This window comes from Thioalkalivibrio thiocyanodenitrificans ARhD 1 (genome assembly GCF_000378965.1).
Taxonomy (GTDB): domain Bacteria; phylum Pseudomonadota; class Gammaproteobacteria; order Ectothiorhodospirales; family Ectothiorhodospiraceae; genus Thioalkalivibrio_A; species Thioalkalivibrio_A thiocyanodenitrificans.
Window position 1 is genome coordinate 2,324,942 of the sequence record NZ_KB900536.1, and the last position, 24,686, is coordinate 2,349,627.

Genomic DNA, 24,686 nt, shown 5'->3' on the forward strand with positions numbered 1-24,686 from the left:
CGGGCCCGCGGGCCCGGTCGGGGTGCCTCAGTTCTTTTTCTTCTGCGCGTTCTCGAGATTGCGCGTGATGTAGTACTGCTGGGCAATGGACAGCAGGTTATTCACGAACCAGTACAACACGAGGCCCGCCGGGAAGAAGGCGAAGAACACCGTGAACACGATGGGCAGGCCCATCATCAGCTTCTGCTGGATCGGGTCCATGGGCGCCGGGTTGAGCTTGTACTGGGCGATCATGGTGGCGCCCATGAGCAGCGGCAGCACGAAGAAGGGATCCCGGGTGGAGAGGTCCTGGATCCAGAGGATCCAGGGTGCCTGGCGCATCTCGACGCTTTCCAGCAGTACCCAGTACAGGGCGATGAACACCGGGATCTGCACCAGGATCGGCAGGCACCCGCCCAGCGGATTGATCTTCTCCTTCTTGTAGAGCTCCATGAGCGCCTGGTTCATGCGCTGCTTGTCGTCGCCGTAGCGCTCCTTGAGTTGCTGCATCTTGGGCTGCACGTTGCGCATCTTGGCCATTGAGCGGTAGCTGGTCTCGGACAGCTTGTAGAAGGCCAGCTTGATCAGCAGCGTGAGGATGATGATCGCCCAGCCCCAGTTGCCCACGAGGTCGTGGATCCGGTCCAGAACCCAGAACAGCGGCTTGGCCAGGAAGGAGAGAATGCCGTAGTCGACAGTGAGCTCCAGGCCGGGTGTGACCGCCTTGAGTTCCTCCTGGATCTTGGGGCCCACCCAGAAGCGCGAGGAGAAGGTGGTTGCCTCGCCGGGCTGCGCGGTCTGCGCCTCGGAGCGCATGCCGATGATGTGTTCGACGCGCGGCTCGGCGCCCACCACCCGGGTGTAGAGCTGGTTGACCTCGTCGTCGAAGGGTACCCACGCGCTCAGGAAGTAGTGCTGGATGATGGAGATCCAGCCGCCCTGCACGTCCTTGTCCAGGGGATCATCGACCATGTTCTCGAAGGAGAGCTTCTCGTAGCGGCCGTCGTGGTAGGCCGCGCCGGTGAAGGTGTAGAGAAACCACGATTCGCGGCTCGGTGTGCTGCCGTGGCGAAGCTGGCGGTATTGGCGTCCGACCCAGGGCTGGTCACTTTGATTCTCCACGTGATGATCCACATGGAACAGGAATTCGCCGCGCCGGAAGGTGTATGTCTTGGTGACACGGATGCCGGTGTCGCTGGTCCAGGTCAGCGGCACACGCAGCTCCTCCTGGCCTTCCCGAAGGCGGAATTCGTGGCCCGGTGCCTGGAAGACGGCGTGATGGCTGGGCGCACGGCCTTCGCCGTCGACGCCGGTGACGCGATCGTGGATCAGCCCGGACTGTGCGACATACTGGCGGACGCGTTCATCCAGGATGCGCACCGGCTCGTCGGGCGTGCGCAGGCTGACCGGATAGGTGGGGAGGTCGGCACGTACCAGATCGCCGCCGCGGGTGTCGATCTCCAGATCCAGTACGTCGGTGACCACGCGGATGCGGCCGCGCTCGGGTTCCGGGACCGCCTCCACCGGGATGTCCTCGGCCTCCGAGACCGGGGCCTCGGGCATGTCCATGGGGCGCGCCGGTTCCACGGGCTCGCGGACTTCCTCTTCGCTCAGCTCCGCCGCGGGCCGAGGCTCCGGCTGCGGTCCGTAGTCCCGTTGCCAGGCTGTCCAGATCAGGAACAGGACCAGCAGCAGGGAGATGTAGAGAATCGGGCGCAGGTTATCCATGGCGAGGCTTCGCTATCGGCAGGCGTGTTTATGTTTGTGGTTGTCGGGGACCGGATCATACCCGCCTTCGCACCAGGGATGACAGCGCCCAAGGCGGCGGACGGTCAGCCAGGATCCGCGCAGGGCGCCATGGCGCTCGATCGCCTCGATGGCATAACAGGAACAGGAGGGCGTGAAGCGGCAGTGCTGGCCCACGAAGGGGCTCAACAGCGCTCGGTAGACCTGAATCAGCAGGATCAGCGGCTTTCGCATGAAGCGTTCAACCTTGCCCAGAAGCGGTCCAGGGAGGCCCGGATGCGTTCGTTGTCCCAGCCGGTAACCGCGGGCCGGCACATGACGACGATATCCACCGGGACGAGCGTCTGGCGATGGCGCCTGAACGACTCCCGGACCAGGCGCTTGATGCGCTGGCGGTCCACGGCGCGCCGGGCGCATTTTCGCGAGATGGCCAGTCCCAGCCGGGCGCTCGGCCCGCCATTGTCCAGCACAAGCAGGGTGAAGCCCGCGTCGCCCAGCCGCCGTGCACCCGAGAAGACCTGCCGGTACTGGGCAGGTCGGGTCAACCGTACCGAGCGGGGAAACGCCTGCGCCCGGGACTCGGTCAAGGGGCGGTCAGGGGCAGAGACGCACCCGGCCCTTGGCGCGGCGGGCAGCCAGGACCTTGCGGCCACCCTTGGTGGCCATGCGGGCACGGAAACCATGGGTGCGCTTGCGGTGCAGATTGCTGGGCTGGAATGTACGTTTCATGACTCGAGGACCGGTTGCGTTTTCGTTCCGACGGACCGAGGGAAATCCCGCCCGGCCAAAGCGGCTTAAAGTAACCAGTTGGGGTGCCCCTGTCAATGTTCACGACACCTGAAGGACCTGTCCGGGAGGTGTGGATAAGTGCCGGTGCTGCGGTTAGACTCTTCGACTCAACCCCCTTGCACCATCCGCCGTCACGGAGAGGCCAATCTTGTCCGTCAGTCCCCTTTGGCAACAGTGTGTGGCGCGGCTGGAACGAGAGCTTTCGGAACAGCAGCTCAACACGTGGATCCGTCCCCTGCATGCCATCGAGGACGAGAATGCACTGCGCCTGCTGGCGCCCAACCGCTTTGTGCTGGACTGGGTGAGAGATCACTTCTTCCAGCGTATCGACCAGGTGGTGGGTGCCCTGAGCGGCAGCCGGCGGGTGTTGCTGGAGGTGGGTACCGGGGGACAGATCGCGGTACCCGCCATGGCGGTGGACGAACCGGTGCCGCAGATGTCGCAGGAGGTACCGGCCGCGCCGGCCACCCACAGGCCGGCCGCGAGTTCGCCGCAGTTCACCAACAATCTCAATCCCAATTTCACCTTCGAGAACTTCGTCGAAGGCAAGTCCAACCAGTTGGCCCGGGCCGCAAGCCTGCAGGTGGCCAGCAACGTGGGGCAGGCCTATAACCCGCTGTTCCTGTATGGCGGCGTGGGTCTCGGCAAGACCCACCTGATGCACGCCATCGGCAACGCCATCCTGGCCCATCGCCCGGATACCAAGGTGGTGTACCTGCACTCCGAGCGTTTCGTGGCCGACATGATCAAGGCGCTGCAGCACAACGCCATTGACGAGTTCAAGCGCTACTACCGTTCCGTGGACGCGCTGCTCATCGACGATATCCAGTTCTTCGCGGGCAAGGAACGCTCACAGGAGGAATTCTTCCATACTTTCAATGCGTTGCTGGAAAGTCAGCAGCAGGTGATTCTCACCTGCGACCGCTATCCCAAGGAAGTGGACGGGCTGGAGGAGCGGCTCAAGTCCCGCTTCGGCTGGGGCCTCACGGTGTCCATCGAGCCGCCGGAACTGGAGACCCGCGTGGCGATCCTGCAGCGCAAGGCGGAACAGACCAACGCTGACCTGCCCAGCGAAGTGGCGTTTTTCGTGGCCAAGCGCATCCGCTCCAATATCCGGGAACTGGAAGGGGCGCTGCGGCGGGTGATCGCCAACGCCCACTTCACCGGGCGGCCCATCACCCTGGATTTCGCCAAGGAGGCGCTGCGCGACCTGCTGGCCCTTCAGGACAAGCTGATCACCATCGATAATATCCAGAAGACCGTGGCGGAGTACTACAAGATCCGCGTCTCGGACCTGCATTCGACCCGGCGCAGCCGCTCCATTACCCGGCCCCGCCAGCTCGCCATGGCGCTCGCCAAGGAACTGACCAATCACAGTCTCCCGGAGATCGGCGAGGCCTTCGGGGGCCGGGACCACACCACCGTGCTGCACGCCTGCCGCAAGATGGCGGAGCTGCGGGAATCGGATGCACGCATCAACGAGGACTACGTGAACCTGCTGCGGACCCTGAGTAACTGAAGCCGCCGGAAGAGGGAGGGGACGGGCTGCGGAAGATGTTGACAGGTTGTGGACAAACCGGGCACAAACCGGAGTCTGAGAGTTATCCACAATTCATGCACAGGCTATGGAGCGGTTCAGTGACAGGCGATCCACAGCCAGAATTATTTCAACGTATTGTTATAAAAGGAAATATTATACTTATCCCTTGTAATCAAGCACGCTTATTACTACTAAGAACAAATAAACTCTTAATAACTTTTTCGGGGCCGCACATGAGATTCAGCATCCAGCGAGAAGGCCTGCTCAAGCCCTTGCAGCACGTGATCGGGGCCGTCGAGCGGCGACAGACCATGCCCATCCTGGCCAATGTGCTGATCCGGGCCGACCAGGGGCGGCTCTCGGTCACCACCACGGATCTGGAGGTGGAGCTGGTGGCCCAGGTGAACGAGGCGGGCGCCACCGACGGAGAGGTCACCCTGCCTGCCCGCAAACTGCTGGATATCTGCCGGGCCCTGCCGGATGAGGCGCAGCTGGACTTGAAGGCGGACGGGGATCGGGCGGTGATCACCTCCGGGCGGGCGCGCTTCACTTTGAGTACACTGCCGGCCGCGGACTTCCCGGCCCTGGATGACATTTCCACCAGCCAGGAACTGGAGCTCTCGGAACGCGAGTTGCGCCACCTGATCCTGAAGACCGCATTCGCCATGGCCAATCAGGACGTGCGTTATTACCTGAACGGCCTGATGCTGGAGGTGGAGGAAAACGGCGTGCGGACAGTGGCCACTGACGGGCATCGGCTGGCCATGTGCGAACTGAAGACCTCGGTGGCCGCGCCTTCGACCCAGCAGGTCATTGTGCCCCGCAAGGGGGTCCAGGAACTGCTGCGGTTGTTGGAGGACAGCGACGATCGGGTGCGCGTGCAGATCGGCGGCAGTCATATCCGGGTCACCCTGCCCTCGCTGCGTTTCACCTCCAAGCTCATCGACGGCCGCTTCCCCGACTACGAACGGGTCATACCGCGGGACGGTGACCAGGTCATGGAGGTGGAGCGCGAATCCCTGCGAAAGGCCCTGTCCCGGGCGTCGATCCTGTCCAACGAGAAGTATCGGGGCATCCGGCTGGTGCTCGCGGAGGGGCAGCTTCGGATTCAGGCCCACAATCCCGAGCAGGAGGAGGCCGAGGACGAGATCGAGGCCCGCTATACCGGCAAGGCCATGGAAATCGGTTTCAACGTGACCTATCTGCTGGATGTCCTCAATACCGTCGAGGGCGAGACGGTGGAGGCCACCTTCAAGGATGCCAGTTCCAGCGTGCTGATGCGTGATCCCGGGGCCCAGGATGCCCTGTACGTGGTCATGCCCATGCGGCTGTAATCCGTCATCCCGTCTTCGCCCCCGTAGTGCCGGGAGACCGGCTCGTCATGCATCTGTGCCGGCTGCAAGTGATCGGGGTGCGGAACCTGCGTGACGTGCGCATCGAGCCCGGCCCGGGCCTCAATGTGATCGCGGGCGACAACGGGGCCGGCAAGACGAGCCTTCTGGAGTCCATTCATCTCCTGGCCACGGGCCACTCCTTCCGCACCCGCCAACTGGCGCCGCTCCTGGCCCGGGGAGCGGATGCCGTGCAGATCACGGCGAGGGTGCAGGGTCCGGCGGGTACGCCGTCCTATCCCGTGGGTATACGCAAGACTCAGGGGGAAACCCTGGTGCGCATCCGCGGGCGCTGCGCAACGGGGTTGGCCGAACTGGCGCGCGAACTCCCCGTTCTGGCCATTCATCCGGAAAGCCACGTCCTGGTGGCCGGACCACCCGGGCAGCGCCGAGCCTTCCTGGACTGGGGGGCCTTCCACCGGGAACCGGATTTTCAGGGGGTGTGGCAGCGTTATCGGCGGCTCCTGCAACAGCGCAACGCAGCCCTGCGGGCCGGCGGTGACCTGCGCCAACTGAGTGCCTGGGACGAGTCGTTGGCCATGGAAGGGGAGCATCTGGACGACCTGCGGCGGGCCTACCTGGATGTCCTCAAGGAGGGGCTGGCGGAACTGGGGCAGGACTGGCGGGCGGCGGGCACGCTGGAGAGCGAGTACCGGCGGGGCTGGCCGGAGGGGCAAAGGCTGGGAGAAGCCCTGTCCCGGAACCTCGCCCGGGATCGCGGTGCCGGGTTCACTCATGCGGGCCCGCATCGGGCGGAGGTGATCTGGCGGCTCGATGAACGGGTGGCCGCGGAAGTGGCGTCCCGGGGACAGCAGAAGACCCTGGTGATCATGCTCAGGCTGGCCCAGGCCCGGGTGCTGAAGGCGGAAAAGGGCAGGGCGCCGGTGATGCTGGTGGATGACCTGCCCTCGGAACTTGATGCGACGCACCGGGAGCAGGTGATGGGCCTGCTGCGGGCCCTGGAGACACAGGTGTTTGTGACCGCCATCGATGCCCGGGACGTGGATGTGACGGGCTGGGCGGAGACCCGCATGTTCCACGTGGAACATGGACGCGTGTCGACGCCCGACTGACCGGCGACAAACGCCCCGGACCGGCCTGTCGGGCACCGGTCAGACCCCGTAAAGTGATATACTGACCGCTTGCTCTATGTCAGGGACACTCCATGACCGAACCGCAGGTGAAAACGTACGATTCTTCCAACATCAAGGTCCTAAAGGGCCTCGATGCGGTGCGCAAACGCCCGGGCATGTATATCGGCGACACCGACGACGGCACGGGCCTGCACCACATGGTCTTCGAGGTGGTGGACAACGCCATCGATGAGGCCCTGGCCGGCTACTGCACCGGAATCCAGGTGACTATCCACACCGATAACTCCATCAGCGTCGCGGACGATGGTCGTGGCGTGCCGGTGGATATTCACCCGGAGGAAGGCCGGTCCGCCGCCGAAGTGATCATGACGGTCCTGCACGCGGGCGGCAAGTTCGACGACAATTCCTACAAGGTCTCCGGTGGTCTGCACGGGGTGGGCGTCTCCGTGGTGAACGCGCTGTCGGAATGGCTTGAGCTCACCATCTACCGCAACGGCAAGGTCCACAAGCAGATCTACCGCATGGGCGTTCCCGATGCGCCGCTGGCGGTGGTCGGGGACAGCGACCAGACGGGGACCCGGGTTCACTTCCGTCCCAGTCCCGCGATCTTCACGGACACGGAGTACCACTACGACATCCTCTCCAAGCGCCTGCGCGAACTGTCCTTCCTGAACTCGGGCGTCCGCATCCAGCTAAGCGACGAGCGTACCGGCAATCAGGACGTGTTCGAGTACCAGGGGGGTATCCGCGCATTCGTGGAGCACCTGAACCGGAACAAGACACCGCTGCACCCCACGGTGATCTACACCCAGGCGGAACGCGACGACATCGTGGTGGAGGTGGCCCTGCAGTGGAACGACTCCTACCAGGAGAACATCTTCTGCTTCACCAACAACATTCCCCAGCGGGACGGCGGGGCGCACATGGCGGGCTTCCGCGCGGCCCTGACCCGGTCGCTGAACCAGTACATGGAGAATGAAGGGATCCTCAAGAAGCAGAAGGTGAGCACCACGGGTGATGACGCCCGCGAGGGTCTCACCGCCGTGCTCTCGGTCAAGGTGCCGGACCCGAAGTTCTCCTCCCAGACCAAGGACAAACTGGTCTCCTCGGAGGTGAAACCGGTGGTGGAGGGCGTCCTGTTCGACAGCCTTCAGTCCTTCCTGCTGGAGAACCCGGTGGAGACCCGGGTGATCACCGGGAAGATCATCGATGCCGCACGGGCCCGGGATGCGGCACGCCGCGCCCGGGAGATGACCCGCCGCAAGGGGGCCCTGGACGTCGCCGGCCTGCCCGGCAAGCTGGCGGATTGCCAGGAGAAGGACCCGGCACTGTCCGAGTTGTTCCTGGTGGAGGGTGATTCCGCCGGCGGCTCCGCGAAGCAGGGGCGGGACCGCCGCACCCAGGCGATTCTCCCGCTCAAGGGCAAGATTCTCAACGTGGAGAAGGCCCGCTTCGACAAGATGCTGTCCTCCGCCGAGGTGGGTACCCTGATCACCGCGCTCGGTTGCGGCATCGGCAAGGACGAATTCAACCCGGACAGGTTGCGCTATCACCGCATCATCATCATGACCGACGCGGACGTGGACGGCTCCCACATCCGCACCCTGCTGCTGACGTTCTTTTACCGCCAGATGCTGGAGCTGATCGAGCGTGGGCATGTTTATATCGCTCAGCCACCTCTGTACAAAGTGAAAAAAGGCAAGCAGGAACAATATGTTAAGGACGAACTTGAACTGAACAACCTGCTTCTCCAGATGGCCCTGGAGGACGCCAGGCTGATGATCCATCCCGACGCCCCGCCGGTCAGCGGCGAAGCGCTGGAGGACTTGGCGCGGCGCTATATCGGCGTCATGGGCGCGGTGGACCGCCTGGCACGGCGCCACGACCGGACGGTGCTGGAGCGGATGGTCTTCGCCGAGCCGCTGGAAGCCGCCCGGATCCAGGAACCCGCGGCGGTACGGGCCTGGTTCGATGCCCTGGTGGACAGCCTGCGCAGCGACGCGGCCGGCGCCACACGCTATACCGTGCGCGCCATTCCCGACGGCGAGGGCGGTTCCGAGGTTCACATCATCCGCATGGTCCACGGCGCGGAGCAGGTGGAGCGCTTCGGCCGGGAATTCTTTGCTTCACCGGAGTTCCGCGCCATCCGCGATCTGGCTGAGCGCCTGGACGGCCTGCTGGACGACGGCGCTTATGTGCAGCGGGGCGAGCGTCGTCAGCCCGTGAGCGGTTTCCGGGAGGTGATGGACTGGCTGCTGGGAGAGGCCCGCCGCGGGCTCAATGTACAGCGCTACAAGGGCCTGGGCGAGATGAATCCCGAGCAGCTCTGGGAGACCACGATGAACCCGGATACCCGCCGTCTGCTCCTGGTCAAGATAGAGGATGCGGTGCGTGCCGACGAGGTGTTCACCACGCTCATGGGCGATCAGGTGGAGCCGCGCCGGGAGTTTATCGAGTCCAACGCTCTGACGGCGGCGAATATCGATATCTGACACGAGTCACCCGGGACACGAAGAAAAGGCCCGGCGGGTGAACCGCCGGGCCTTTTGCTTGCATGACCGTAGAGCCGGGACCGATCAGTTGTACAGCCCCATGTCCCGGGCACGGCGTTCCTGGTCCAGCTGCTTCATGATCAGGGCCAGGGCGTCCGTATAGGGCACGCACCCGTTGCTGCGGATCACGTCCCGGCCTTCGCGGCTGCCGACGAAACGCACGAACTGCTCCACGTACTCGTTATTCTCGCCGTCCGGGTTGGACACGATGTACAGGGGCCGGTAGAGGGTGTACTCGCCGCTTCGGATGTTTTCATAGCTGGGGTCCATGCCGTCCAGCTTGAGGATTTTCACGTCCCGGCGCTGGGCGCTGCTGATGCCGGTGACACCGATGGACCAGGGGGTCTCCTCGATGGCACGCTCCAGCGGCCCGCTGGAGGGGAAGAAGCGGGTGGCCGTGAATTCCCGGTCGAAATCAGCGTACACCAGTTGACGCATCATCCGCCCCACACCGGAGATCTTGCCCTGGCGGGCGAAGACTTCCATGGGCTGATCCGGCCCGCCCAGCTGGTTCCAGTTGGTGATGCGTCCCAGGAACAGGTCCCGTACCTGCTCCAGGCTGATGTTGTCCACCGGGGTGTCCTTGTGCACCATCACCACCAGGGCATCCCAGGCCACCGGCTCCAGGTGGGCATGGATCTCGGCGGGCTCGCCGTCGATGGGCAGGCGACAGGTACCGCCCATGTCTGTCTCTTGGGCCTGGGTGTTGCGGATGCCGCGGGTGGCGCCGCCGCCCTGCAGGTCAATGGTGATGCCTGTCTGTGCCTTGAAGGCTTCGGCCAGCTCATCCATGAAGGCGTTCCGGGAGATGCCGCAACCGGCCCAGGAAATGGTGACTTCGGCGTGGGCCAGATTGGCCATCAGCCCCAGCGCCAATGCTGTCAGCAATTTGCGAATCATGTCCGTCTACCCCTTGGGTGAACCTTGTTGTTGAGGGTCCGCGAACCCCTCGTTCTGTGTCCCGCGTCCGTCTCTATAAACACCGAATACGGCCAAACTGCAACGCAGTTCCCACCGTCCGGTAGGAAAATCCTGCTGATCGCGCCCAAAAATCTGCCGAACGGCCCCTGTCCACGATTCCCGACGGGGCCTTGCCACGCGCCACGCCCCGTCCGGTGTGGATATTCACCCACTCCGAATCCCTCATGCTAAAGTGGCCGCCCACAACCCCCGACGCCGACCCGTAATGCCATGACCAACCCCCTGCTCGACACCACCGACCTGCCCCGCTTCTCCCGGATCCGCCCAGAGCACGTCGAGCCGGCCATCGACCGGCTGCTGGCGGAGAACCGGGCGGAGATCAAGGTGCTGCTGGCACAGCCCGGCCCGTTCACCTGGGAAAACCTGGTGCATCCGCTCGGCCTCATGGAAGATCGCCTGAGCCGGGTCTGGTCGCCGGTGCGGCACATGAATTCCGTAGTCAACAGCGATGAATTGCGAGCAGTGTACAACGCGTGCCTGCCCAAGCTGTCCGATTACGGCACCGAGATCGGCCAGAACGTGGACCTGTTCAAGGCCTACCAGTCCCTGAGCGAAGGCCCTGGCAGTGAACGGCTGGACCCGGCGCAGCGCAAGGTGATCCGGGACACGCTGCGGGATTTCCACCTCAGCGGCGTGGATCTGCCCACTGAGAAGAAGGCCCGCTACAAGGCCATCGCCCAGGAGCTGTCCAACCTCCAGTCCCGTTTCGAGGAGAACATCCTCGACAGCACGCATGCGTGGAACCGGCAGGTCACCGACCGGCAGACCCTGGCGGGGCTGCCCGATTCGGCCATGGATATGCTGGCCCAGGCGGCCCGCCACGCGGGTCTGGAGGGATGGCTGATCACCCTGGAGTTCCCCTCCTACCACGCGGTGATGACCCATGCGCAGGACCGCGCCCTGCGCGAGGCGGTGTACACCGCCTATGTCACCCGCGCCTCGGACCAGGGGCCTCATGACCGCAAGTACGACAACAGCGCGCTCATGGAGCAGATTCTCGCCCTGCGCCACGAGCAGGCGCAGCTGCTGGGTTATGCCAGCTTCGCGGACCTGTCCCTGGCCACCAAGATGGCGGACTCACCCGCCGCGGTGACCGAATTTCTGGACGATCTCGCCGCGCGCGCCAGGCCGCGCGCGGAACAGGAGCTGGAAGAGCTCCGCGCCTTTGCCGCCGAACATCTCGGCCTCGACGACCTGCAGGCCTGGGACATCGCATACGCCAGCGAACAGCTGCGCCGACACGCCTACGCGCTGTCCCAGGAGGACCTCAAGCCCTACTTCCCGGTGGACCGGGTGGTGCCGGGTCTGTTCAGGCTCGTGGAGCGCCTCTACGAGGTGCGCATCGTCGAGGTGGACGGCGTGGATGTCTGGCACCCGGACGTGCGCTTCTACGAGATCCGTGATCCGGACGGCACGCCCAGGGCGCGCTTCTACCTGGATCTGTACGCGCGGCCGAAGAAGCGCGGCGGGGCCTGGATGGACGAGTGCATGAACCGGCTGCGCGACGGCAGCCGGGTACAGCTGCCCGTCGCCTACATGACCTGCAACTCCACCCCGCCCGTGGGTGACAAGCCGGCGCTGTTCACCCATGACGAGGTCATCACGCTGTTCCACGAGTTCGGCCACGGGCTGCACCATATGCTCACGCGGGTCGACTATCCCGACATCGCCGGCATCAACGGGGTGGAATGGGACGCCGTGGAACTGCCCAGCCAGTTCATGGAGAACTGGTGCTGGGAGCGCGAGGCCATGGACCTGTTCGCGGGTCATTTCGAGACCGGCGAGCCCCTGCCCGGCGAACTGTTCGACAAGCTGATCAGCACCCGCCATTTCCAGGCCGCCATGCAGATGGTCCGCCAGCTGGAGTTCTCCCTGTTCGATATGCGTCTGCACAGCGAGTACGACCCGGACCGGGGCGGCCGTATCCAGGAAATCCTGGACGAAGTCCGCGCCCGGGTGGCCGTGGTCAGGCCGCCGCCCTTCAACCGCTTCCAGCACGGGTTCTCGCACATCTTCGCCGGCGGCTACGCGGCGGGCTACTACAGCTACAAGTGGGCCGAGGTGCTCTCCGCGGACGCGTTCGGGCGCTTCGAGGAGGAGGGCCTGTTCAACCCTGATGTGGGCCGGGCGTTCCTGGAGCATGTGCTGGAGAAAGGCGGGTCGCAGCCGGCGCTGGAACTCTTCAGGACCTTCAGGGGACGAGGGCCGGAGATCGATGCGCTGCTCAGGCATTCGGGCCTGTTGGCAGAGACAAGAGACCAGATGCAAGAGACAACAGGGTCCACGGTCTGACGGCCGGATCTTCTTGTCTCGTGCCTCTGTCCACCAGTCTCTGGGGCTTCACATGAAAATCGCCACCTGGAACGTCAACTCCCTCAAGGTCCGCCTGCCCCACGTGCTGGACTGGCTCTCGGGCCATGCGCCCGACGTGCTGGCGCTTCAGGAGACCAAGCTCACCGATGACGCCTTCCCGGTGGATGCCATCGCCGAGGCCGGATACCGCTGCGTGTATGCCGGACAGAAGACGTACAACGGCGTGGCCATTCTGGCGAAGCACGAACCCGCGGACAGCGTCACCGATATTCCGGGGCTCGATGATCCCCAGCGGCGCATCCTTGCCGCCACCGTGAACGGGGTGCGGATCATCAACCTCTATGTGGTGAACGGTTCGGAGGTGGGTTCCGAGAAATACGCCTACAAGCTGGCCTGGCTCGACAGGGTCACCGGGTTCATCGCCGATGAACTCGGTCGCCACGAGCGGCTGGTGGTGCTGGGGGACTTCAACATCGCCCCGGACGACCGGGACGTCCATGATCCCGAGGCGTGGCACGAGCGCATCCTGTGTTCCACGCCGGAGCGCGAGGCGCTGAAGCGGATCCTGGGTCTCGGGTTCAGTGACTGCTTCCGCCGTTTCGCACAGCCGGCGGAGAGCTACTCCTGGTGGGACTACCGGCAGGCGGCCTTTCGCCGCAACCTGGGGCTTCGCATCGATCTGATCCTCTCCAGCCCTGCTCTCACCGAGGTCTGTACCGCCTGCACCATCGACGTGGAACCCCGTCGCCTGGAACGGCCGTCCGACCACGCGCCGGTGGTGGCGGAGTTTGCGTTGTAGCACCAACAGCGAACCCCACACCCTGGCGGTCCGCTTTTCCCCATCAACCGCCCATTCGCGGTAACATCGCTGCATCATGAAATACCGTGACTTAAGGGACTTCATCGCCCAACTGGAAACGCTGGGCGAGCTCAAGCGCATCCAGGCGGAGGTGGACCCGAATCTCGAGATGACGGAGATCTGCGACCGTACGCTTCGCGCCGGCGGCCCCGCCCTGCTCTTTGAGAACCCCAGGGGTCACTCCATACCCGTGCTCGGCAACCTGTTCGGCACACCGCGCCGGGTGGCGCTGGGGATGGGCGAGGATTCGGTGGAGGCGCTGCGCGAGGTGGGGAAGTTGCTGGCCTTTCTCAAGGAGCCGGATCCGCCCCGGGGCCTCAAGGAGGCCTGGAGGACCCTGCCCGTGTTCAAGAAGGTGCTGGACATGGCGCCGAAGAAGGTGGGCAAGGCCCCGTGCCAGGCGGTGGTGCGGGAGGGCAACGAGGTGGATCTCTCTCGGCTCCCCGTGCAGACCTGCTGGCCGGGGGACGCCGGACCGCTCATCACCTGGGGACTGGTGATCACCCGGGGGCCGCGCAAGGAACGCCAGAACATGGGCATCTACCGCCAGCAGGTGATCGGCCCCGACAGGGTGATCATGCGCTGGCTGTCCCATCGGGGCGGGGCGCTGGATTTCCGGGATTGGTGCGAGGCGCACCCCGGTGAGCCGTTCCCGGTGGCGGTGGCCCTGGGCGCGGATCCGGCGACCATTCTCGGGGCCGTCACCCCGGTGCCGGACAGCCTCTCGGAACACGCCTTTGCCGGGCTGCTTCGCGGTTCGCGAACAGAGCTCATCAAGTGCCTGGGTTCTGATCTGCTGGTGCCCGCTTCCGCCGAGATCGTGCTGGAAGGGGTGATTCATCCGGAGGACACGGCAGCGGAAGGCCCCTTCGGCGACCATACCGGCTATTACAACGAGGTTGACCGCTTCCCCGTATTCACCGTCGAGCGTATCACCTCCCGCGAGGACCCCATCTACCACAGCACCTACACCGGCCGGCCGCCGGACGAGCCCGCGATCCTGGGTCTGGCGCTCAACGAGGTCTTCATCCCCATCCTGCAGAAGCAGTTTCCCGAGATCGTGGATTTCTATCTGCCGCCGGAAGGCTGTTCCTACCGGTTGGCCGTGGTCACCATGCGCAAGCAATACCCCGGTCATGCCAAGCGGGTGATGATGGGGGTGTGGTCTTTCCTGCGCCAGTTCATGTACACCAAGTTCGTGATCGTCACCGATGATGACGTGGATGCCCGGGAATGGCGGGACGTGATCTGGGCCATGACCACCCGCATGGATCCGGCCCGTGACACGGTCATGATCGAGAACACGCCCATCGATTATCTCGATTTCGCCTCACCGGTCTCGGGCCTCGGCTCCAAGATCGGTTTCGACGCCACCCACAAGTGGCCCGGCGAGACCACGCGCGAATGGGGCCGCCCCATCGTCATGGACGAGGCCGTGAAGCGCAGGGTCGATGAACTCTGGGACAGTTTGAAGATCAGTGGCTAGTTGAAGATCAGTGGCAAGTGGCAAGGGAAACCATCCTCACCTCGGCCCCCTCCCCGAGGGAGAGGAAACCTTGCCACTTGAGACTAGCCACTTGCCACTCCATAGTCCACACTTAATCGGGTTGCCAAACACCAAGAAGAATCAGGGGGGAATCCACATGCGCCGCATCATGGTCCTCAATGCCAAGGGTGGTTCCGGCAAGACTACGCTGGCCACCAATATCGCCGCGTATTACGCGCAATCGGGCAAGGATGTGATCCTCGCCGATTTCGATCCCCAGGGCTCCAGCCTGTCCTGGCTCGAAGCCCGCAGCATGGGCCGGCCAAAGATCCACGGCATGGCCGCCGCCCAGGAGGGCCTCAAGGGCATGCGCAAGGCCGACATCATGGTCATGGATCCACCGGCTGCGGTGCACGGCAAGGAACTCACGGCGCTGCTGCGCCGCGCCGAAACCGTACTGATCCCGGTCCTGCCTTCCCCCATCGACATGCGCGCGGTAACCAGGTTCATCGAGGAGGTGAAGGCCTCCGCCCCCGTGACCGGCAAGAAGGTGAAGCTGGCACTGGTGGCCAACCGGGCCCGCGAGGTCACCAATATCTACTGGGAGCTCGAGGAGTTCCTGGGCACGCTCAAGGTTCCATTCCTCACCCACCTGCGCGACTCCATGAATTACATCCGGGCCGCGGAACGGGGCATCGGTATCCACGAGATGGCGCCCTACGCCACGGCGGTCGACCGCGAACAGTGGGCCCCCATCATCAGCTGGCTGAACAGCAAACGCAGCCAGCCCTGATCATTCGTCCCCATGGCAACCCGACACGCCGCACCGGGAGAAGTGGTGGATCTGGCCACCTGGGGCGCCGAGCTGCCCGAGGCGCATTCCAAGACCATCGCCAGGGATGAGCGGCTGGAACTGGCCCGCATCGTCCTTGGCGAAGGGGAGTCCTGGGGCGAACACCGGGTGGACGGTCCGGTGGTGATTCAATGCCTGTCAGGGCGCCTGCGCTGCCGCGTCAGGGGCCGGGACCGCTTGCTCGACCCGGGCAGACTGCTCTATCTGCATGGCGGTGAGCCCCACGCCCTGCATGCCGAGGCGGATTCCACCGCCCTGCTCACCATCGTGTTCGTCGGTTAGCGGCCGTGCTCGTCACGTTTCGTACGCCGGCCCACGGCGACATCTCCTACTTCGGGGAGGTGGCGCACGTGCTCCTTCGGCTCATGGGCCACAGCGCCACGGTGCCCGGCGCGCTGGCGGCCGAAGACGTGCCCGCCGCCCTGGAGAACCTGCGCCAGGGCCTGCGAGCCGGCGCACAGGCACCGCCGCCTTCGGAGTACCGGACCGGCGAGGAAGACGAGGAGGAGGCACCCGTGCCCCTGAGTCATCGCGCCCTGCCCCTCGTGGAATTGCTCGAGGCGGCCGAACGCTCTGGCGAGTACGTGATGTGGGACAAGCGCTGAACCCGCGTGGAGCCCTATACGCCAACCAGCAACAGGAGACCCTTTCATGCCCTACGTGAACATCAAGATCACCCGCGAGGGAGCCACCGCGGAGCAGAAACAGGCCTTGATCCAGGGGGCCACCCAGCTGCTGGTGGATGTGCTCAACAAGAACCCCAAGACAACCGTGGTGGTGATCGAGGAAGTGGATACCGACAACTGGGGAATTGCGGGGGAAACGATCACGGCCCGGCGCGCCCGGGGCGAATAAGGGGTCGCAGCGCCACGCGGCCCGCTCGATGAGGGTCGGGTGCGGGGGGTGCGGCCTGCACCCCCCGCACCCGAAAATCAGGGCCGGACGTGCCCGGCCCTCCTCGCCTAGCGTGCCTTCTTCTTCGCGCGGCGCTTGGGCCGTGCCATGGCGCGCAGCTTCTTGGCCAACGCCGTTTCCAGTTTTCCGAGCTCCCGCGCGGCGGCGACTTCAAGGCGTGTGGCACGATTCTCCAGCTGTGTCAGCCAGGATGCCGCCTGCTTCCGGTCGGCGGTTGCGCCCTTGACCGCCTGCTTGGCGTTCTGCACTTCGGCCCGCGCCTTGGCGACCGAGGCCCTGGCGTTCTCTTTGGCCTTGCCCTTGGATGCACTGACCCGGGCCCGCGCCTTCTCAAGGCGTTCAGTCATGCGTTCCAGCCGGTTGCTGGCGGAAGCGATCTTTGCCTCGGCGCGATCGAGACTCTTGCGCGCGCGATCAATGGCGCGGTTGAATGTGGTGCCCGGCGCGATCTTCCTTTGCTGTTTCTTGCGAGCTTTCTTCTTAGCAGCCATAGATTGACTCCAGGGTTTGGATTTGAGCCTGCATGGAACGTCGTTTTCCAACGCGACCAACGGAAGTCTATATCAGGTTGGCGAGAACCGCGAAGTCACCGTCCGCAACGGCTCACCCGGGCCAAGGCAACGACCATCGCTTTATCCGGCCGAACGCCGTCCGGGATGCGAATGTCAGGCGCAGCAGGCGAGTGCAGGCGTACCCGTTGCAGCATGAACGGCATGCGCCGTTCAGTACGCCCCGTCAATACCCGCGGGGAGCCGCCTGCTCATCAGCCGTAGGTGCAGAGGTAGGCCGTGTCGCGTGCGATCTCGACCTGAAAGCGCTCGTTGGCCGGGACCTGGAACGTATCGCCTTCACCGAAGCCGGACCATGACGGGCTTCCCGGCAGCTTCACCTTCAACCCGCCGCTGACCACGGTGACGGTCTCCCGTTGCGTGGTGCCGAATTCGTAACTCCCCGGCGCCATGACGCCGATGGTGGCGGGCAGGGACTCACCCTGGAAGGCGATGGACATGACCTTGCCGTCGAAGTACTCGTTGGTCTTGAACATGGGGGGGCTCCGTGAAGAATCCGGGGGTGTGGCGAGTATGCCATGAGCACAGGCCGGGTGGATCAGCCCGAAGCCCGACAGGGGCCGTGAAACCTCGCGCGGGTTTCGGGGTCTGTCATTGCGTACGGTCCATGCGATAAGGAGCCTCTTCATGCCGTTTGTCACCGAGATCGAACCCGGAATGAGCGCCACGGTTGCGCCCGAGACCCGCGGCTTCCGGCTCAATCACAGCATGCTGCGCGTCAAGGATCCCGAGCGTTCCCTGGAGTTCTACAGCCGCGTGTTCGGCATGCGCCTGCTGCGCAAGCTGAATTTCCCCGAGCTGAATTTCTCACTGTACTTCCTCGCCGCGCTGGACGAGGGAGAGGCGGTGCCCGAGGATGAGGACGAGCGCACGTGCTGGACCTTCTCCCAGCGGGGTATCCTTGAGCTGACCCACAACCGGGGCACCGAACGCGATCCGGATTTTCGTTACCATGACGGCAACAGCGAACCCCAGGGGTTCGGCCACATCTGTTTCGCCGTTCCGGACCTGGACGCGGCGGTGCGCTGGCTGGACGCGAACGAGGTGCCCTTTGTGAAGCGCCCGGAAGACGGGGCGCTCAAGGACGTGGCCTTCGTCACCGATCCGGACGGTTACTGGATCGAGATCCTGGAACCGGCCCGGCTGGGGGGTTTGGGGCGCACTTGAAGTGGGAAGTATGAACCGGGAAGTGGGAACCGGACCTGCGGTCCAGCGTGGCGGTCCATGAGCGGTGCAGCGCACTTTTGTTCCCGTTGCCGTCCTTTTGTCAGCCGGACCTGCTCCTGTATGGCCCCGACCGGGAGATGGTGGCCACGGAGATCCTGGCTTGGGCGAACGGTGAACGGCGAGCGGCACGAAGGCGCCGTGCACCGTGAATGCGCCGATTTACCCGCGTACCCCACTGCGTGGACATCGGCGACCGCACAACGGGCTGAAACATGGAACGACAGGCCTGACGTACAATGCACCTCATGAACCGGTTCCTGGCTGCCCTGATGGTCCTTGCGGCCTTGCTGCTGGCGGCCTGCACCCGCGAGCTGCCGCCGCCCGAAGAGCAGATCCGCACGCTGGTGAGCGAGGCGCGCGAGGCGGCCGAGGCGCGGGACCTTTCCGCGCTGCGTGGCCTGATCGCCGACGACTACCGGGATGCCCGGGGCCGGGACAAGGGCGATCTGGTCAACATCCTGCGGCTCGTCTTCCTGCGCCACCAGTCCGTGCACCTGCTCACCCGGGTGCACGATGTGCGCTTTCCCGAACCGGGCCGGGCGTCTCTGACCGTCTACGTGGCCATGGCCGGACGTCCGTTCCCGGAGCGGGACATCGGCCTGATACGCGCCGACCTGCACCGGTTCGACGTGACGCTGCGTGAATCGGGTGGCGGACGGTGGCAGGCGGAGGACATCCACTGGCGCCGTCCCGATCGCAGCGACTGGCCATTCTGAGAGAGACCCCATGACATACCGAGTGCAGACGGTGGCCGTGCTGGGTGCGAGTCCAAGGCCACGGCGCTTCTCCCACCAGGCCGTGCTGGCACTGAGCCGCCAGGGGCACCGGGTCATTCCGGTGCACCCCCGCCCCGGCGAGATCGGCGGTTGGCCCGTGGCCACGCGCCTCGAAGCGATCCGCGAACCGGTGGATACCCTGACCCTGTATCTCGGCCCGCAGCGCAGTCAGGCGGTGACACAGGCGATCGTGGCCCTTGCGCCGGGACGGGTGATTCTCAACCCGGGGACCGAATCCCCGGAGCTGGAGGCCGAACTGGACGGGGCCGGTATTCCCTGGGTCCACGACTGCACCCTGCGCATGCTGGACGGCGGGCGCTTTTGAGACGGGGCGGCTGATGGGCGGCTGGTGGCGTGAGGACAACGCCCTGTGGGCGTTGTTTGTCAGCGCGTTCGTGTCCAGCACCCTGCTGCCCGGCTCCTCTGAAGCGGTGCTGGCGGCGGCGGCCCTGAGCGGCCTCTCTCCCTGGCGCCTGTTGTGGGTGGCGACGCTGGGCAACACCCTGGGCGGTCTCACCAACTGGTGGATCGGCCGGTGGATCGCCACGCGCTATCCGGCCCGACGCCTGGTCAGGCCGGCGCATGAAAAGGCTCTGGTGCGGGTACGGCGCTTCGGCTGGCCGGCGTTGCTGCTGTCCTGGCTGCCGGTGATTGGCGACCCCCTGTGCGTGGCGGCCGGCTGGCTGCGCATCAACATCTGGCTGAGCCTGCTGGCCATCGCGGTCGGCAAGGCGGCCCGCTATGCGCTGCTGCTGTGGCTGATCCCGGTGAGCGGTCAGAGCATGGGTTCGTGAAAGAACGCGAACGAAATCGAAAACCTTAAAGCGGACCGCAAAGGTCGCGAAGGTGTGCGCGACGGAAATCGCGATCATCAGAACACCGTGTGCCATTCGCGGTTCGGCTTCAGATCGGATCCGTTTGGATCTGTGTGCATCTCCGGGCCCCGCGGGGCCATGTGCTAAAATGGCACACTCATGCCTTCCAGGGGACCGCATGTCATGGGTCTTCCCCTTCTCTCTGCCTACAGCCTGCGAACCGCCCTTCTCGGTTTTGTGATCCTGCCCCTGCTGGGGGTGACGCTGGTGGTGGGCGCGTCCGGGCTGCGCGCCGTGGAAGCCCGCATGGAGGCGCGCCTGCAGGAGGACATCGAGCTGGTGGCCCGGGCGATCCGGCTGCCGTTGAGCCGCTCCCTGGAACGGGGCGAACGGGGCGGTGTGCAACAGGCCCTGGACTCCGCCTTTCGCATTGATCAGGTGTACGGCGCCTACGTCTACGATGCCCGGGGCGACCTGGTGGCCGCCAGCGGGCCCCGCGGACCGTCCATGGTGATCCGCCGCGAGGCCCGGGATATCACCGCCGGCGGGACCCAGGGCCTGTACGAGGAGCGCGCCGGCAATCCCGTCTATTCCTTCTTCATGCCGCTGTCCGACGCGGGCGGGCGGATCAACGGCCTCCTGCAGGTGACCCGTCATCGCGCGGACTTCCAGGATGACCTGGCGGACCTGCGCACCGAGGCGCTGGTGGTGCTGGGTGCGCTAATGCTCCTGTTCCTGGGCGTGGTGACCCTGGGGCATCACCGGGCCGTGGGCCGGCACGTGAGCCAGATGGTCGACGCCATGGCCCGGGTGGGCCGGGGTGACCGCGATTTCCGGGTCACGCCCGCGGGCCCCCACGAGCTGCGCACACTCGCCAAGGCCATGAACGCCATGCTGGACAGTACCGGTCGTTCCGAGGCGGCCCTTGCCCGGCAGCGCGCCGAACAGCAGGCGCTGGAGACGCGCTTGCGCGAGTCCGAGAAGATGGCGGCCATCGGGCAGCTGGCCGCGGGTGTTGCCCATGAGCTGGGGTCGCCGCTGGGGGTCATCGACGGCAAGGCCCAGCGGGCCCGGCGGCGGTTGCCCGAATCCGACGAACTGCACGGGGTGCTGGGCGAGATACGCAGCGAGGTGTCACGCATGAGCCGCATCGTGCGCCAGCTCATGGATTTCGGCCGGCGCAACCCCCTGCACCCACGGCCGGAGTCGGTACCGGAACTGGCGCGCGCCGTGGCCGGGCGGGAGGCCGACACGAAGGGGCACATCACCCTCGAACTCGAGGGTGCCGATGACCTGGAGGCGGTCGCCCTGGACCGCCCGCGCCTGGAACAGGCCCTGGGCAATCTCCTCCAGAATGCCCTGCAGGCGGCCCGCTCCCGCGTACGCATTAGCTGGGCGCTGGCGCATGATCGGCTGCGCCTGGTGGTGGAGGACGACGGCCCGGGCATTGATCCCGCCATCCGGGACCGGTTGTTCGAGCCGTTCTTCACCACCAAGTCGGTGGGTGACGGCACCGGGTTGGGCCTGTCGGTGGCCCATGCGGCGGTCAAGGATCATGGCGGCGAACTGCGGGTGGACGACAGTCCCCTGGGCGGCGCCCGCTTCACCCTGGATCTGCCGCGGGCGGCCCGCCATGAATGAAGTGGTGACCCGCGCCGATATTCTGGTGGTCGAGGACGATACCGGCCATCGGGCCCTGCTGCACGACGAACTCAGCGACGCGGGCCATGCCGTGAGCGCCGTGGCCGATGCCGAGGCGGCCATCGCGCAGCTTGATGCGCGACGCTTTGACCTGGTGCTGAGCGATCTGCGTCTGCCGGGCGCCGGCGGCATGGACCTGCTGGCCCATTGCCGGCGCATGGCCGCCGCGCCCGGGTTCATCATCATCACGGCCTTCGGCACCATCCCCCAGGCAGTGCAGGCCCTGCGCCAGGGGGCCGACGATTTTCTCACCAAACCGGTGGATCTGGACCACCTGGTCCTGGCGGTGGAGCGGGTGCTGCGCAACCGCAGCCTGCAGGCGGAGGTGGCCCGCTACCGGGCATTGCTCAAGCGCACGGATTTTCACGGGCTGATCGGCTCAAGCCCGCCCATGCTGGCCCTGTTCGAGGCCATACGCCGCATCGCCCGCGCCCCCGGGCCGGTGCTCATTACCGGGGAGTCCGGTACCGGCAAGGAACTGGTGGCCCGGGCGCTGCACGCGGAGAGCGAGCGGGCCGGGCGCCCGTTCGTGGCCATCAACTGTGCCGGCATTCCCACCGAACTGCTGGAATCGGAACTGTTCGGTCATGCGGCGGGCGCCTTCAGCGGTGCCACGGGTGCGCGAAAGGGCCTGTTCGCCGAGGCGCATGGCGGCAGCCTGCTGCTGGACGAGATCGGCGAAATGCCGCCCGCCATGCAGGCCAAGCTGCTGCGTCTGCTTCAGGACGGGCGCGTGCGCCCGGTGGGCAGCAACCGGGAGGAGAACGCGGACGTGCGGATTCTGGCGGCCACCAACCGGGATCTGGCGCCCATGATCCGGGATGGCAGCTTTCGCGAGGACCTCTTCTACCGTCTGGAAACGTTCCACATCACCGTGCCGCCCCTGCGGGAGCGCGGCGAGGATGTGGAACGCCTGGCGCTCGCGTTTCTCAAGCGGGCTGCCGCCGCCATGGACCGGGACATCCGCGGGGTCACCCCGGAGGCCCTGCGCCGCCTGCGCCGCTACGACTATCCCGGCAATGTGCGCGAGCTGTCCAGCGTGCTGGAGCGGGCGGTGACCTTCAGCCGCGACCATGAAATCGGGGAGGCCGATCTCCCGGAACGCGTGCTCGCGGGTCCCGTGTCCGCCGCCGGTGCGGCGAGCCTCTGGCGCGATCAGGAGGCACTGCCGACGCTGGCACAGGTGGAGGATCGTTATATCCGCCACGTGCTGGAGCGCGTGGAGGGAAACAAGCGCCAGGCCGCAAAGCTCCTGGGGATCGGCCGGCGCACCCTGTATCGTCGCCTTGGGGAGGACTGACACGGGTCACGCCGGCCCATGTGCCATTCTGGCACGGCCCTTTTCGTTCCGTCACCCGCGGGCGACTCCTGAAATTTCCCAATGAATTGAATGGATTGGCTGCCTCCAGGGTTCACCTGTACGGTTGGCACGGTGTTTGTATGTCCCAAGGGTGAACTTTCACTGTAGAGACCGGAGGATTCATTATATGACCCGCAATTTCCGTAAACTGCCCCTTGCCATCGTCCTGGCCGCCCTGTTCGGGTTGTCCGGGGCGGCCATTGCCCAGGGCCAGCCCCCTGCCGGCCAGGAAGGCGCGCCCCCGCAGGGCCAGCCTCCGGGTGGCGGCATGGATCAGCAGCAGCCCGGTGCTCAGATCGATCCTCAGACCCTGGACGCGTTTGTGGACGCGTTCGTGGCCGTGCAGCACATCCGCGAGGACTTTGCCGAGCGCCTGCAGGGCGTGAGCGACGAGACCGAGGCCCAGGCCATGCAGCAGGAGGCCCAGGAAGAGATGATCAGCGCCGTGGAAGAGAACGGTCTGAACGTCGAGGAATACAATCAGGTGGCTATGGCGCTGCAGTCCGACCCAGCCATGATGCAGCAGGTTCAGCGGATGGCCGAAGAGCGCATGTAGGCCCCACAAAAAAGCCCCGCCCTCGTTGAGGGGCGGGGCTTTTTTGTGGGCAGTGGCTAGTGGCAAGTCTCAGGTGGCAAGGAGCGTCAAGAGCCCGAGGCCGCGGATTTCTTGCGTCCTCTGCGTTGCGCGCTCTTTACTCCCGCGACGCAGCCTCCAAGGCGTCCCGGATGCCGGATTCGATATCCGGGTGGCGCAGTTGCACCCCCAGTGCCTCCAGGCCTTTTTCCGCCTTGATAATTCTGGATTCGCGGATGAAGGACATCATGGCGGGCGAGATGTGTTTGTCCGCCTCGGCGAGGGGGACGCAGGGCGGGCGGGGCAGGTCCGCCAGGTCCGCGACGGCATAGATGAACTCGGTCATGGAGGCGTGCTCCCCGTCGCCCACGTTGAAGATATCGCCCGCCTTGCCCCGGTCCAGGGCGGCCACGCACAGCGCCGCAAGGTCGTCGGCATGGATCCGGTTGCCCGGGGGCGCCTCGTCGGGGCAGATGACGGGGGTCCCTGCGCGGATCCGTTCCAGGGGCAGGCGGCCGGGGCCGTAGATGCCGGGCACGCGCAGGATCACCACCTCCGTGCCGTGGGCGGCCATGAAGTCCCGCAGTTGATTCTCCGCGTCCATCCGGCGGCGTGCCCGGTCGGTCTGGGGGCCGGTGGGGGTCGATTCGGTCACCTCGGCGCCCCGCTGGTCGCCGTATACGCCCGTGGTGCTTGCGTAGACGATACGTCGGGGCGGATGCGCGGCGCAGGCGGCCAGAAAATGTCCCATGCGCGGGTCGTCGACACCCGGCTGGGGTGGTTGCGCCAGGTAAATGACCGGCACATCCTCCAGTGGCAGGGTGGCGACCTGGTCGGGCGCGTCCAGGTCGGCACGGTGAACCCGGATTCCGGCCCGTTCCAGTTGCCGGGCCCGCTCTGAACGGCGCACCACGGCCAGGACCGGCCGATGCCGCGCGAGCAGGAGGTCTGCCGCCCGGCGCCCCACATCACCGCAACCGATGATCACTACAGGTTTCACAGCATTGGCTCCATCGCGTGAGGCGTTAGGCGGTAGGCGTGAGGCGGTAGGAGAAAGGTGTAAGGAGGAAGGCGCCAGGCGTGAAACCGGGGTAACGGTCCCCCGCCTCACTCCCGACGCTTATGTCCGCATGGGCACGCTGCGCTTTGCCCATCCTACAGTCAGA

26 protein-coding genes are annotated in these 24,686 nt (G+C 65.6%); 18 read left to right on the top strand and 8 right to left on the bottom strand.

What is annotated here, in order from left to right:
* Window positions 1-27: 27 nt before the first annotated feature.
* The 4 genes from yidC to rpmH are packed head-to-tail and all read right to left on the bottom strand — an operon-like array spanning window position 28 to window position 2,454.
* Window positions 28-1,707: a membrane protein insertase YidC gene (yidC, locus tag THITHI_RS0111030; protein ID WP_018233152.1), complete on the bottom strand. Its 1,680-nt coding sequence runs from the start codon at window positions 1,705-1,707 to the stop codon at window positions 28-30.
* 12 nt (window positions 1,708-1,719) lie between these two features.
* Entirely contained in the window at window positions 1,720-1,959 is a 240-nt protein-coding gene (gene yidD, locus THITHI_RS0111035; protein ID WP_018233153.1) for a membrane protein insertion efficiency factor YidD, read from the bottom strand.
* Window positions 1,944-2,312, bottom strand: coding sequence for a ribonuclease P protein component (gene rnpA / locus THITHI_RS0111040; protein WP_018233154.1), 369 nt, complete (start codon window positions 2,310-2,312; stop codon window positions 1,944-1,946). The genes yidD and rnpA overlap by 16 nt, the downstream gene beginning before the upstream one ends.
* Before the next feature lie 7 nt (window positions 2,313-2,319).
* A complete protein-coding gene (rpmH, locus tag THITHI_RS0111045) occupies window positions 2,320-2,454 on the bottom strand; it encodes a 50S ribosomal protein L34 (protein ID WP_018233155.1) in 135 nt (44 codons plus the stop codon).
* Between the two features lie 208 nt (window positions 2,455-2,662).
* Here rpmH and dnaA point away from each other — a divergent pair, with 208 nt between their 5' ends.
* The 4 genes from dnaA (at window position 2,663) to gyrB (ending at window position 9,031) form a co-directional block, all read left to right on the top strand.
* Window positions 2,663-4,033, top strand: a complete 1,371-nt coding sequence (dnaA, locus tag THITHI_RS0111050) for a chromosomal replication initiator protein DnaA (protein ID WP_018233156.1) — start codon at window positions 2,663-2,665, stop codon at window positions 4,031-4,033.
* A gap of 254 nt (window positions 4,034-4,287) precedes the next feature.
* Entirely contained in the window at window positions 4,288-5,388 is a 1,101-nt protein-coding gene (dnaN, locus tag THITHI_RS0111055) for a DNA polymerase III subunit beta (RefSeq protein ID WP_018233157.1), read from the top strand.
* Window positions 5,389-5,435: 47 nt separating this feature from the next.
* Entirely contained in the window at window positions 5,436-6,518 is a 1,083-nt protein-coding gene (gene recF, locus THITHI_RS0111060) for a DNA replication/repair protein RecF (RefSeq protein ID WP_018233158.1), read from the top strand.
* Between the two features lie 92 nt (window positions 6,519-6,610).
* Window positions 6,611-9,031, top strand: a complete 2,421-nt coding sequence (gyrB, locus tag THITHI_RS0111065) for a DNA topoisomerase (ATP-hydrolyzing) subunit B (protein WP_018233159.1) — start codon at window positions 6,611-6,613, stop codon at window positions 9,029-9,031.
* A gap of 84 nt (window positions 9,032-9,115) precedes the next feature.
* On the opposite strand, the gene THITHI_RS0111070 is transcribed toward gyrB, so the two are convergent.
* Complete coding sequence (locus tag THITHI_RS0111070; RefSeq protein ID WP_033336940.1) at window positions 9,116-9,991, bottom strand: substrate-binding domain-containing protein; 876 nt, start codon at window positions 9,989-9,991, stop codon at window positions 9,116-9,118.
* 291 nt (window positions 9,992-10,282) lie between these two features.
* Between THITHI_RS0111070 and prlC the strand changes: the two genes are divergently transcribed.
* The 7 genes from prlC (at window position 10,283) to THITHI_RS0111105 (ending at window position 16,438) form a co-directional block, all read left to right on the top strand.
* A complete protein-coding gene (gene prlC, locus THITHI_RS0111075) occupies window positions 10,283-12,364 on the top strand; it encodes an oligopeptidase A (protein ID WP_018233161.1) in 2,082 nt (693 codons plus the stop codon).
* A 52-nt stretch (window positions 12,365-12,416) separates the two neighbouring features.
* Complete coding sequence (xth, locus tag THITHI_RS0111080) at window positions 12,417-13,184, top strand: exodeoxyribonuclease III (protein WP_018233162.1); 768 nt, start codon at window positions 12,417-12,419, stop codon at window positions 13,182-13,184.
* Between the two features lie 76 nt (window positions 13,185-13,260).
* Window positions 13,261-14,730 (top strand): 4-hydroxy-3-polyprenylbenzoate decarboxylase, encoded by a 1,470-nt coding sequence (gene ubiD / locus THITHI_RS0111085; RefSeq protein ID WP_018233163.1) that lies wholly within the window; start codon window positions 13,261-13,263, stop codon window positions 14,728-14,730.
* 157 nt (window positions 14,731-14,887) lie between these two features.
* A complete protein-coding gene (locus THITHI_RS0111090) occupies window positions 14,888-15,523 on the top strand; it encodes a nucleotide-binding protein (RefSeq protein WP_018233164.1) in 636 nt (211 codons plus the stop codon).
* Window positions 15,524-15,535: 12 nt separating this feature from the next.
* Window positions 15,536-15,865: an AraC family ligand binding domain-containing protein gene (locus THITHI_RS0111095; RefSeq protein WP_018233165.1), complete on the top strand. Its 330-nt coding sequence runs from the start codon at window positions 15,536-15,538 to the stop codon at window positions 15,863-15,865.
* 5 nt (window positions 15,866-15,870) lie between these two features.
* Window positions 15,871-16,188 carry a DUF1840 domain-containing protein gene (locus THITHI_RS0111100; protein ID WP_018233166.1) on the top strand — a complete coding sequence of 106 codons (318 nt, stop codon included), beginning with the start codon at window positions 15,871-15,873 and terminating at the stop codon, window positions 16,186-16,188.
* 46 nt (window positions 16,189-16,234) lie between these two features.
* Window positions 16,235-16,438 carry a tautomerase family protein gene (locus THITHI_RS0111105; RefSeq protein WP_018233167.1) on the top strand — a complete coding sequence of 68 codons (204 nt, stop codon included), beginning with the start codon at window positions 16,235-16,237 and terminating at the stop codon, window positions 16,436-16,438.
* A 107-nt stretch (window positions 16,439-16,545) separates the two neighbouring features.
* Here THITHI_RS0111105 and THITHI_RS0111110 read toward each other — a convergent pair whose 3' ends face one another.
* Together THITHI_RS0111110 and ppnP are read right to left on the bottom strand one after the other, a co-directional pair.
* The gene (locus THITHI_RS0111110; protein ID WP_018233168.1) at window positions 16,546-16,989 is read right to left on the bottom strand and encodes a hypothetical protein; all 444 of its coding nucleotides are present in this window, start codon (window positions 16,987-16,989) and stop codon (window positions 16,546-16,548) included.
* Window positions 16,990-17,261: 272 nt separating this feature from the next.
* The gene (gene ppnP / locus THITHI_RS0111115; RefSeq protein WP_018233169.1) at window positions 17,262-17,543 is read right to left on the bottom strand and encodes a pyrimidine/purine nucleoside phosphorylase; all 282 of its coding nucleotides are present in this window, start codon (window positions 17,541-17,543) and stop codon (window positions 17,262-17,264) included.
* A 151-nt stretch (window positions 17,544-17,694) separates the two neighbouring features.
* Between ppnP and gloA the strand changes: the two genes are divergently transcribed.
* The 7 genes from gloA to THITHI_RS0111150 all read left to right on the top strand — a co-directional run bounded on the left by gloA (window position 17,695) and on the right by THITHI_RS0111150 (window position 23,502).
* Window positions 17,695-18,234 (top strand): lactoylglutathione lyase, encoded by a 540-nt coding sequence (gloA, locus tag THITHI_RS0111120; protein ID WP_018233170.1) that lies wholly within the window; start codon window positions 17,695-17,697, stop codon window positions 18,232-18,234.
* Between the two features lie 305 nt (window positions 18,235-18,539).
* Window positions 18,540-19,010: a hypothetical protein gene (locus THITHI_RS0111125; protein WP_156820526.1), complete on the top strand. Its 471-nt coding sequence runs from the start codon at window positions 18,540-18,542 to the stop codon at window positions 19,008-19,010.
* A gap of 10 nt (window positions 19,011-19,020) precedes the next feature.
* Entirely contained in the window at window positions 19,021-19,395 is a 375-nt protein-coding gene (locus THITHI_RS0111130; RefSeq protein ID WP_026186275.1) for a CoA-binding protein, read from the top strand.
* A 13-nt stretch (window positions 19,396-19,408) separates the two neighbouring features.
* The gene (locus THITHI_RS0111135; RefSeq protein WP_018233173.1) at window positions 19,409-19,864 is read left to right on the top strand and encodes a YqaA family protein; all 456 of its coding nucleotides are present in this window, start codon (window positions 19,409-19,411) and stop codon (window positions 19,862-19,864) included.
* Window positions 19,865-20,068: 204 nt separating this feature from the next.
* Complete coding sequence (locus THITHI_RS0111140) at window positions 20,069-21,526, top strand: sensor histidine kinase (RefSeq protein ID WP_018233174.1); 1,458 nt, start codon at window positions 20,069-20,071, stop codon at window positions 21,524-21,526.
* Complete coding sequence (locus THITHI_RS0111145) at window positions 21,519-22,886, top strand: sigma-54-dependent transcriptional regulator (protein ID WP_018233175.1); 1,368 nt, start codon at window positions 21,519-21,521, stop codon at window positions 22,884-22,886. The genes THITHI_RS0111140 and THITHI_RS0111145 overlap by 8 nt, the downstream gene beginning before the upstream one ends.
* Before the next feature lie 187 nt (window positions 22,887-23,073).
* A complete protein-coding gene (locus THITHI_RS0111150; RefSeq protein ID WP_018233176.1) occupies window positions 23,074-23,502 on the top strand; it encodes a DUF4168 domain-containing protein in 429 nt (142 codons plus the stop codon).
* 136 nt (window positions 23,503-23,638) lie between these two features.
* Here THITHI_RS0111150 and THITHI_RS0111155 read toward each other — a convergent pair whose 3' ends face one another.
* A complete protein-coding gene (locus THITHI_RS0111155; protein ID WP_232199412.1) occupies window positions 23,639-24,520 on the bottom strand; it encodes an SDR family oxidoreductase in 882 nt (293 codons plus the stop codon).
* Between the last annotated feature and the right edge of the window lie 166 nt (window positions 24,521-24,686).

What these genes read in the sequence shown, in the direction of transcription:
- yidC (WP_018233152.1), bottom strand. Translation starts at nt 1,707, where the DNA reads ATGGATAACCTGCGCCCGATTCTCTACATCTCCCTGCTGCTGGTCCTG.
- yidD (WP_018233153.1), bottom strand. Translation starts at nt 1,959, where the DNA reads ATGCGAAAGCCGCTGATCCTGCTGATTCAGGTCTACCGAGCGCTGTTG.
- rpmH (WP_018233155.1), bottom strand. Translation starts at nt 2,454, where the DNA reads ATGAAACGTACATTCCAGCCCAGCAATCTGCACCGCAAGCGCACCCAT.
- dnaN (WP_018233157.1), top strand. Translation starts at nt 4,288, where the DNA reads ATGAGATTCAGCATCCAGCGAGAAGGCCTGCTCAAGCCCTTGCAGCAC.
- recF (WP_018233158.1), top strand. Translation starts at nt 5,436, where the DNA reads ATGCATCTGTGCCGGCTGCAAGTGATCGGGGTGCGGAACCTGCGTGAC.
- gyrB (WP_018233159.1), top strand. Translation starts at nt 6,611, where the DNA reads ATGACCGAACCGCAGGTGAAAACGTACGATTCTTCCAACATCAAGGTC.
- THITHI_RS0111070 (WP_033336940.1), bottom strand. Translation starts at nt 9,991, where the DNA reads ATGATTCGCAAATTGCTGACAGCATTGGCGCTGGGGCTGATGGCCAAT.
- prlC (WP_018233161.1), top strand. Translation starts at nt 10,283, where the DNA reads ATGACCAACCCCCTGCTCGACACCACCGACCTGCCCCGCTTCTCCCGG.
- xth (WP_018233162.1), top strand. Translation starts at nt 12,417, where the DNA reads ATGAAAATCGCCACCTGGAACGTCAACTCCCTCAAGGTCCGCCTGCCC.
- ubiD (WP_018233163.1), top strand. Translation starts at nt 13,261, where the DNA reads ATGAAATACCGTGACTTAAGGGACTTCATCGCCCAACTGGAAACGCTG.
- THITHI_RS0111090 (WP_018233164.1), top strand. Translation starts at nt 14,888, where the DNA reads ATGCGCCGCATCATGGTCCTCAATGCCAAGGGTGGTTCCGGCAAGACT.
- THITHI_RS0111095 (WP_018233165.1), top strand. Translation starts at nt 15,536, where the DNA reads ATGGCAACCCGACACGCCGCACCGGGAGAAGTGGTGGATCTGGCCACC.
- THITHI_RS0111105 (WP_018233167.1), top strand. Translation starts at nt 16,235, where the DNA reads ATGCCCTACGTGAACATCAAGATCACCCGCGAGGGAGCCACCGCGGAG.
- THITHI_RS0111110 (WP_018233168.1), bottom strand. Translation starts at nt 16,989, where the DNA reads ATGGCTGCTAAGAAGAAAGCTCGCAAGAAACAGCAAAGGAAGATCGCG.
- ppnP (WP_018233169.1), bottom strand. Translation starts at nt 17,543, where the DNA reads ATGTTCAAGACCAACGAGTACTTCGACGGCAAGGTCATGTCCATCGCC.
- gloA (WP_018233170.1), top strand. Translation starts at nt 17,695, where the DNA reads ATGCCGTTTGTCACCGAGATCGAACCCGGAATGAGCGCCACGGTTGCG.
- THITHI_RS0111125 (WP_156820526.1), top strand. Translation starts at nt 18,540, where the DNA reads ATGAACCGGTTCCTGGCTGCCCTGATGGTCCTTGCGGCCTTGCTGCTG.
- THITHI_RS0111130 (WP_026186275.1), top strand. Translation starts at nt 19,021, where the DNA reads ATGACATACCGAGTGCAGACGGTGGCCGTGCTGGGTGCGAGTCCAAGG.
- THITHI_RS0111135 (WP_018233173.1), top strand. Translation starts at nt 19,409, where the DNA reads ATGGGCGGCTGGTGGCGTGAGGACAACGCCCTGTGGGCGTTGTTTGTC.
- THITHI_RS0111140 (WP_018233174.1), top strand. Translation starts at nt 20,069, where the DNA reads ATGGGTCTTCCCCTTCTCTCTGCCTACAGCCTGCGAACCGCCCTTCTC.
- THITHI_RS0111145 (WP_018233175.1), top strand. Translation starts at nt 21,519, where the DNA reads ATGAATGAAGTGGTGACCCGCGCCGATATTCTGGTGGTCGAGGACGAT.
- THITHI_RS0111150 (WP_018233176.1), top strand. Translation starts at nt 23,074, where the DNA reads ATGACCCGCAATTTCCGTAAACTGCCCCTTGCCATCGTCCTGGCCGCC.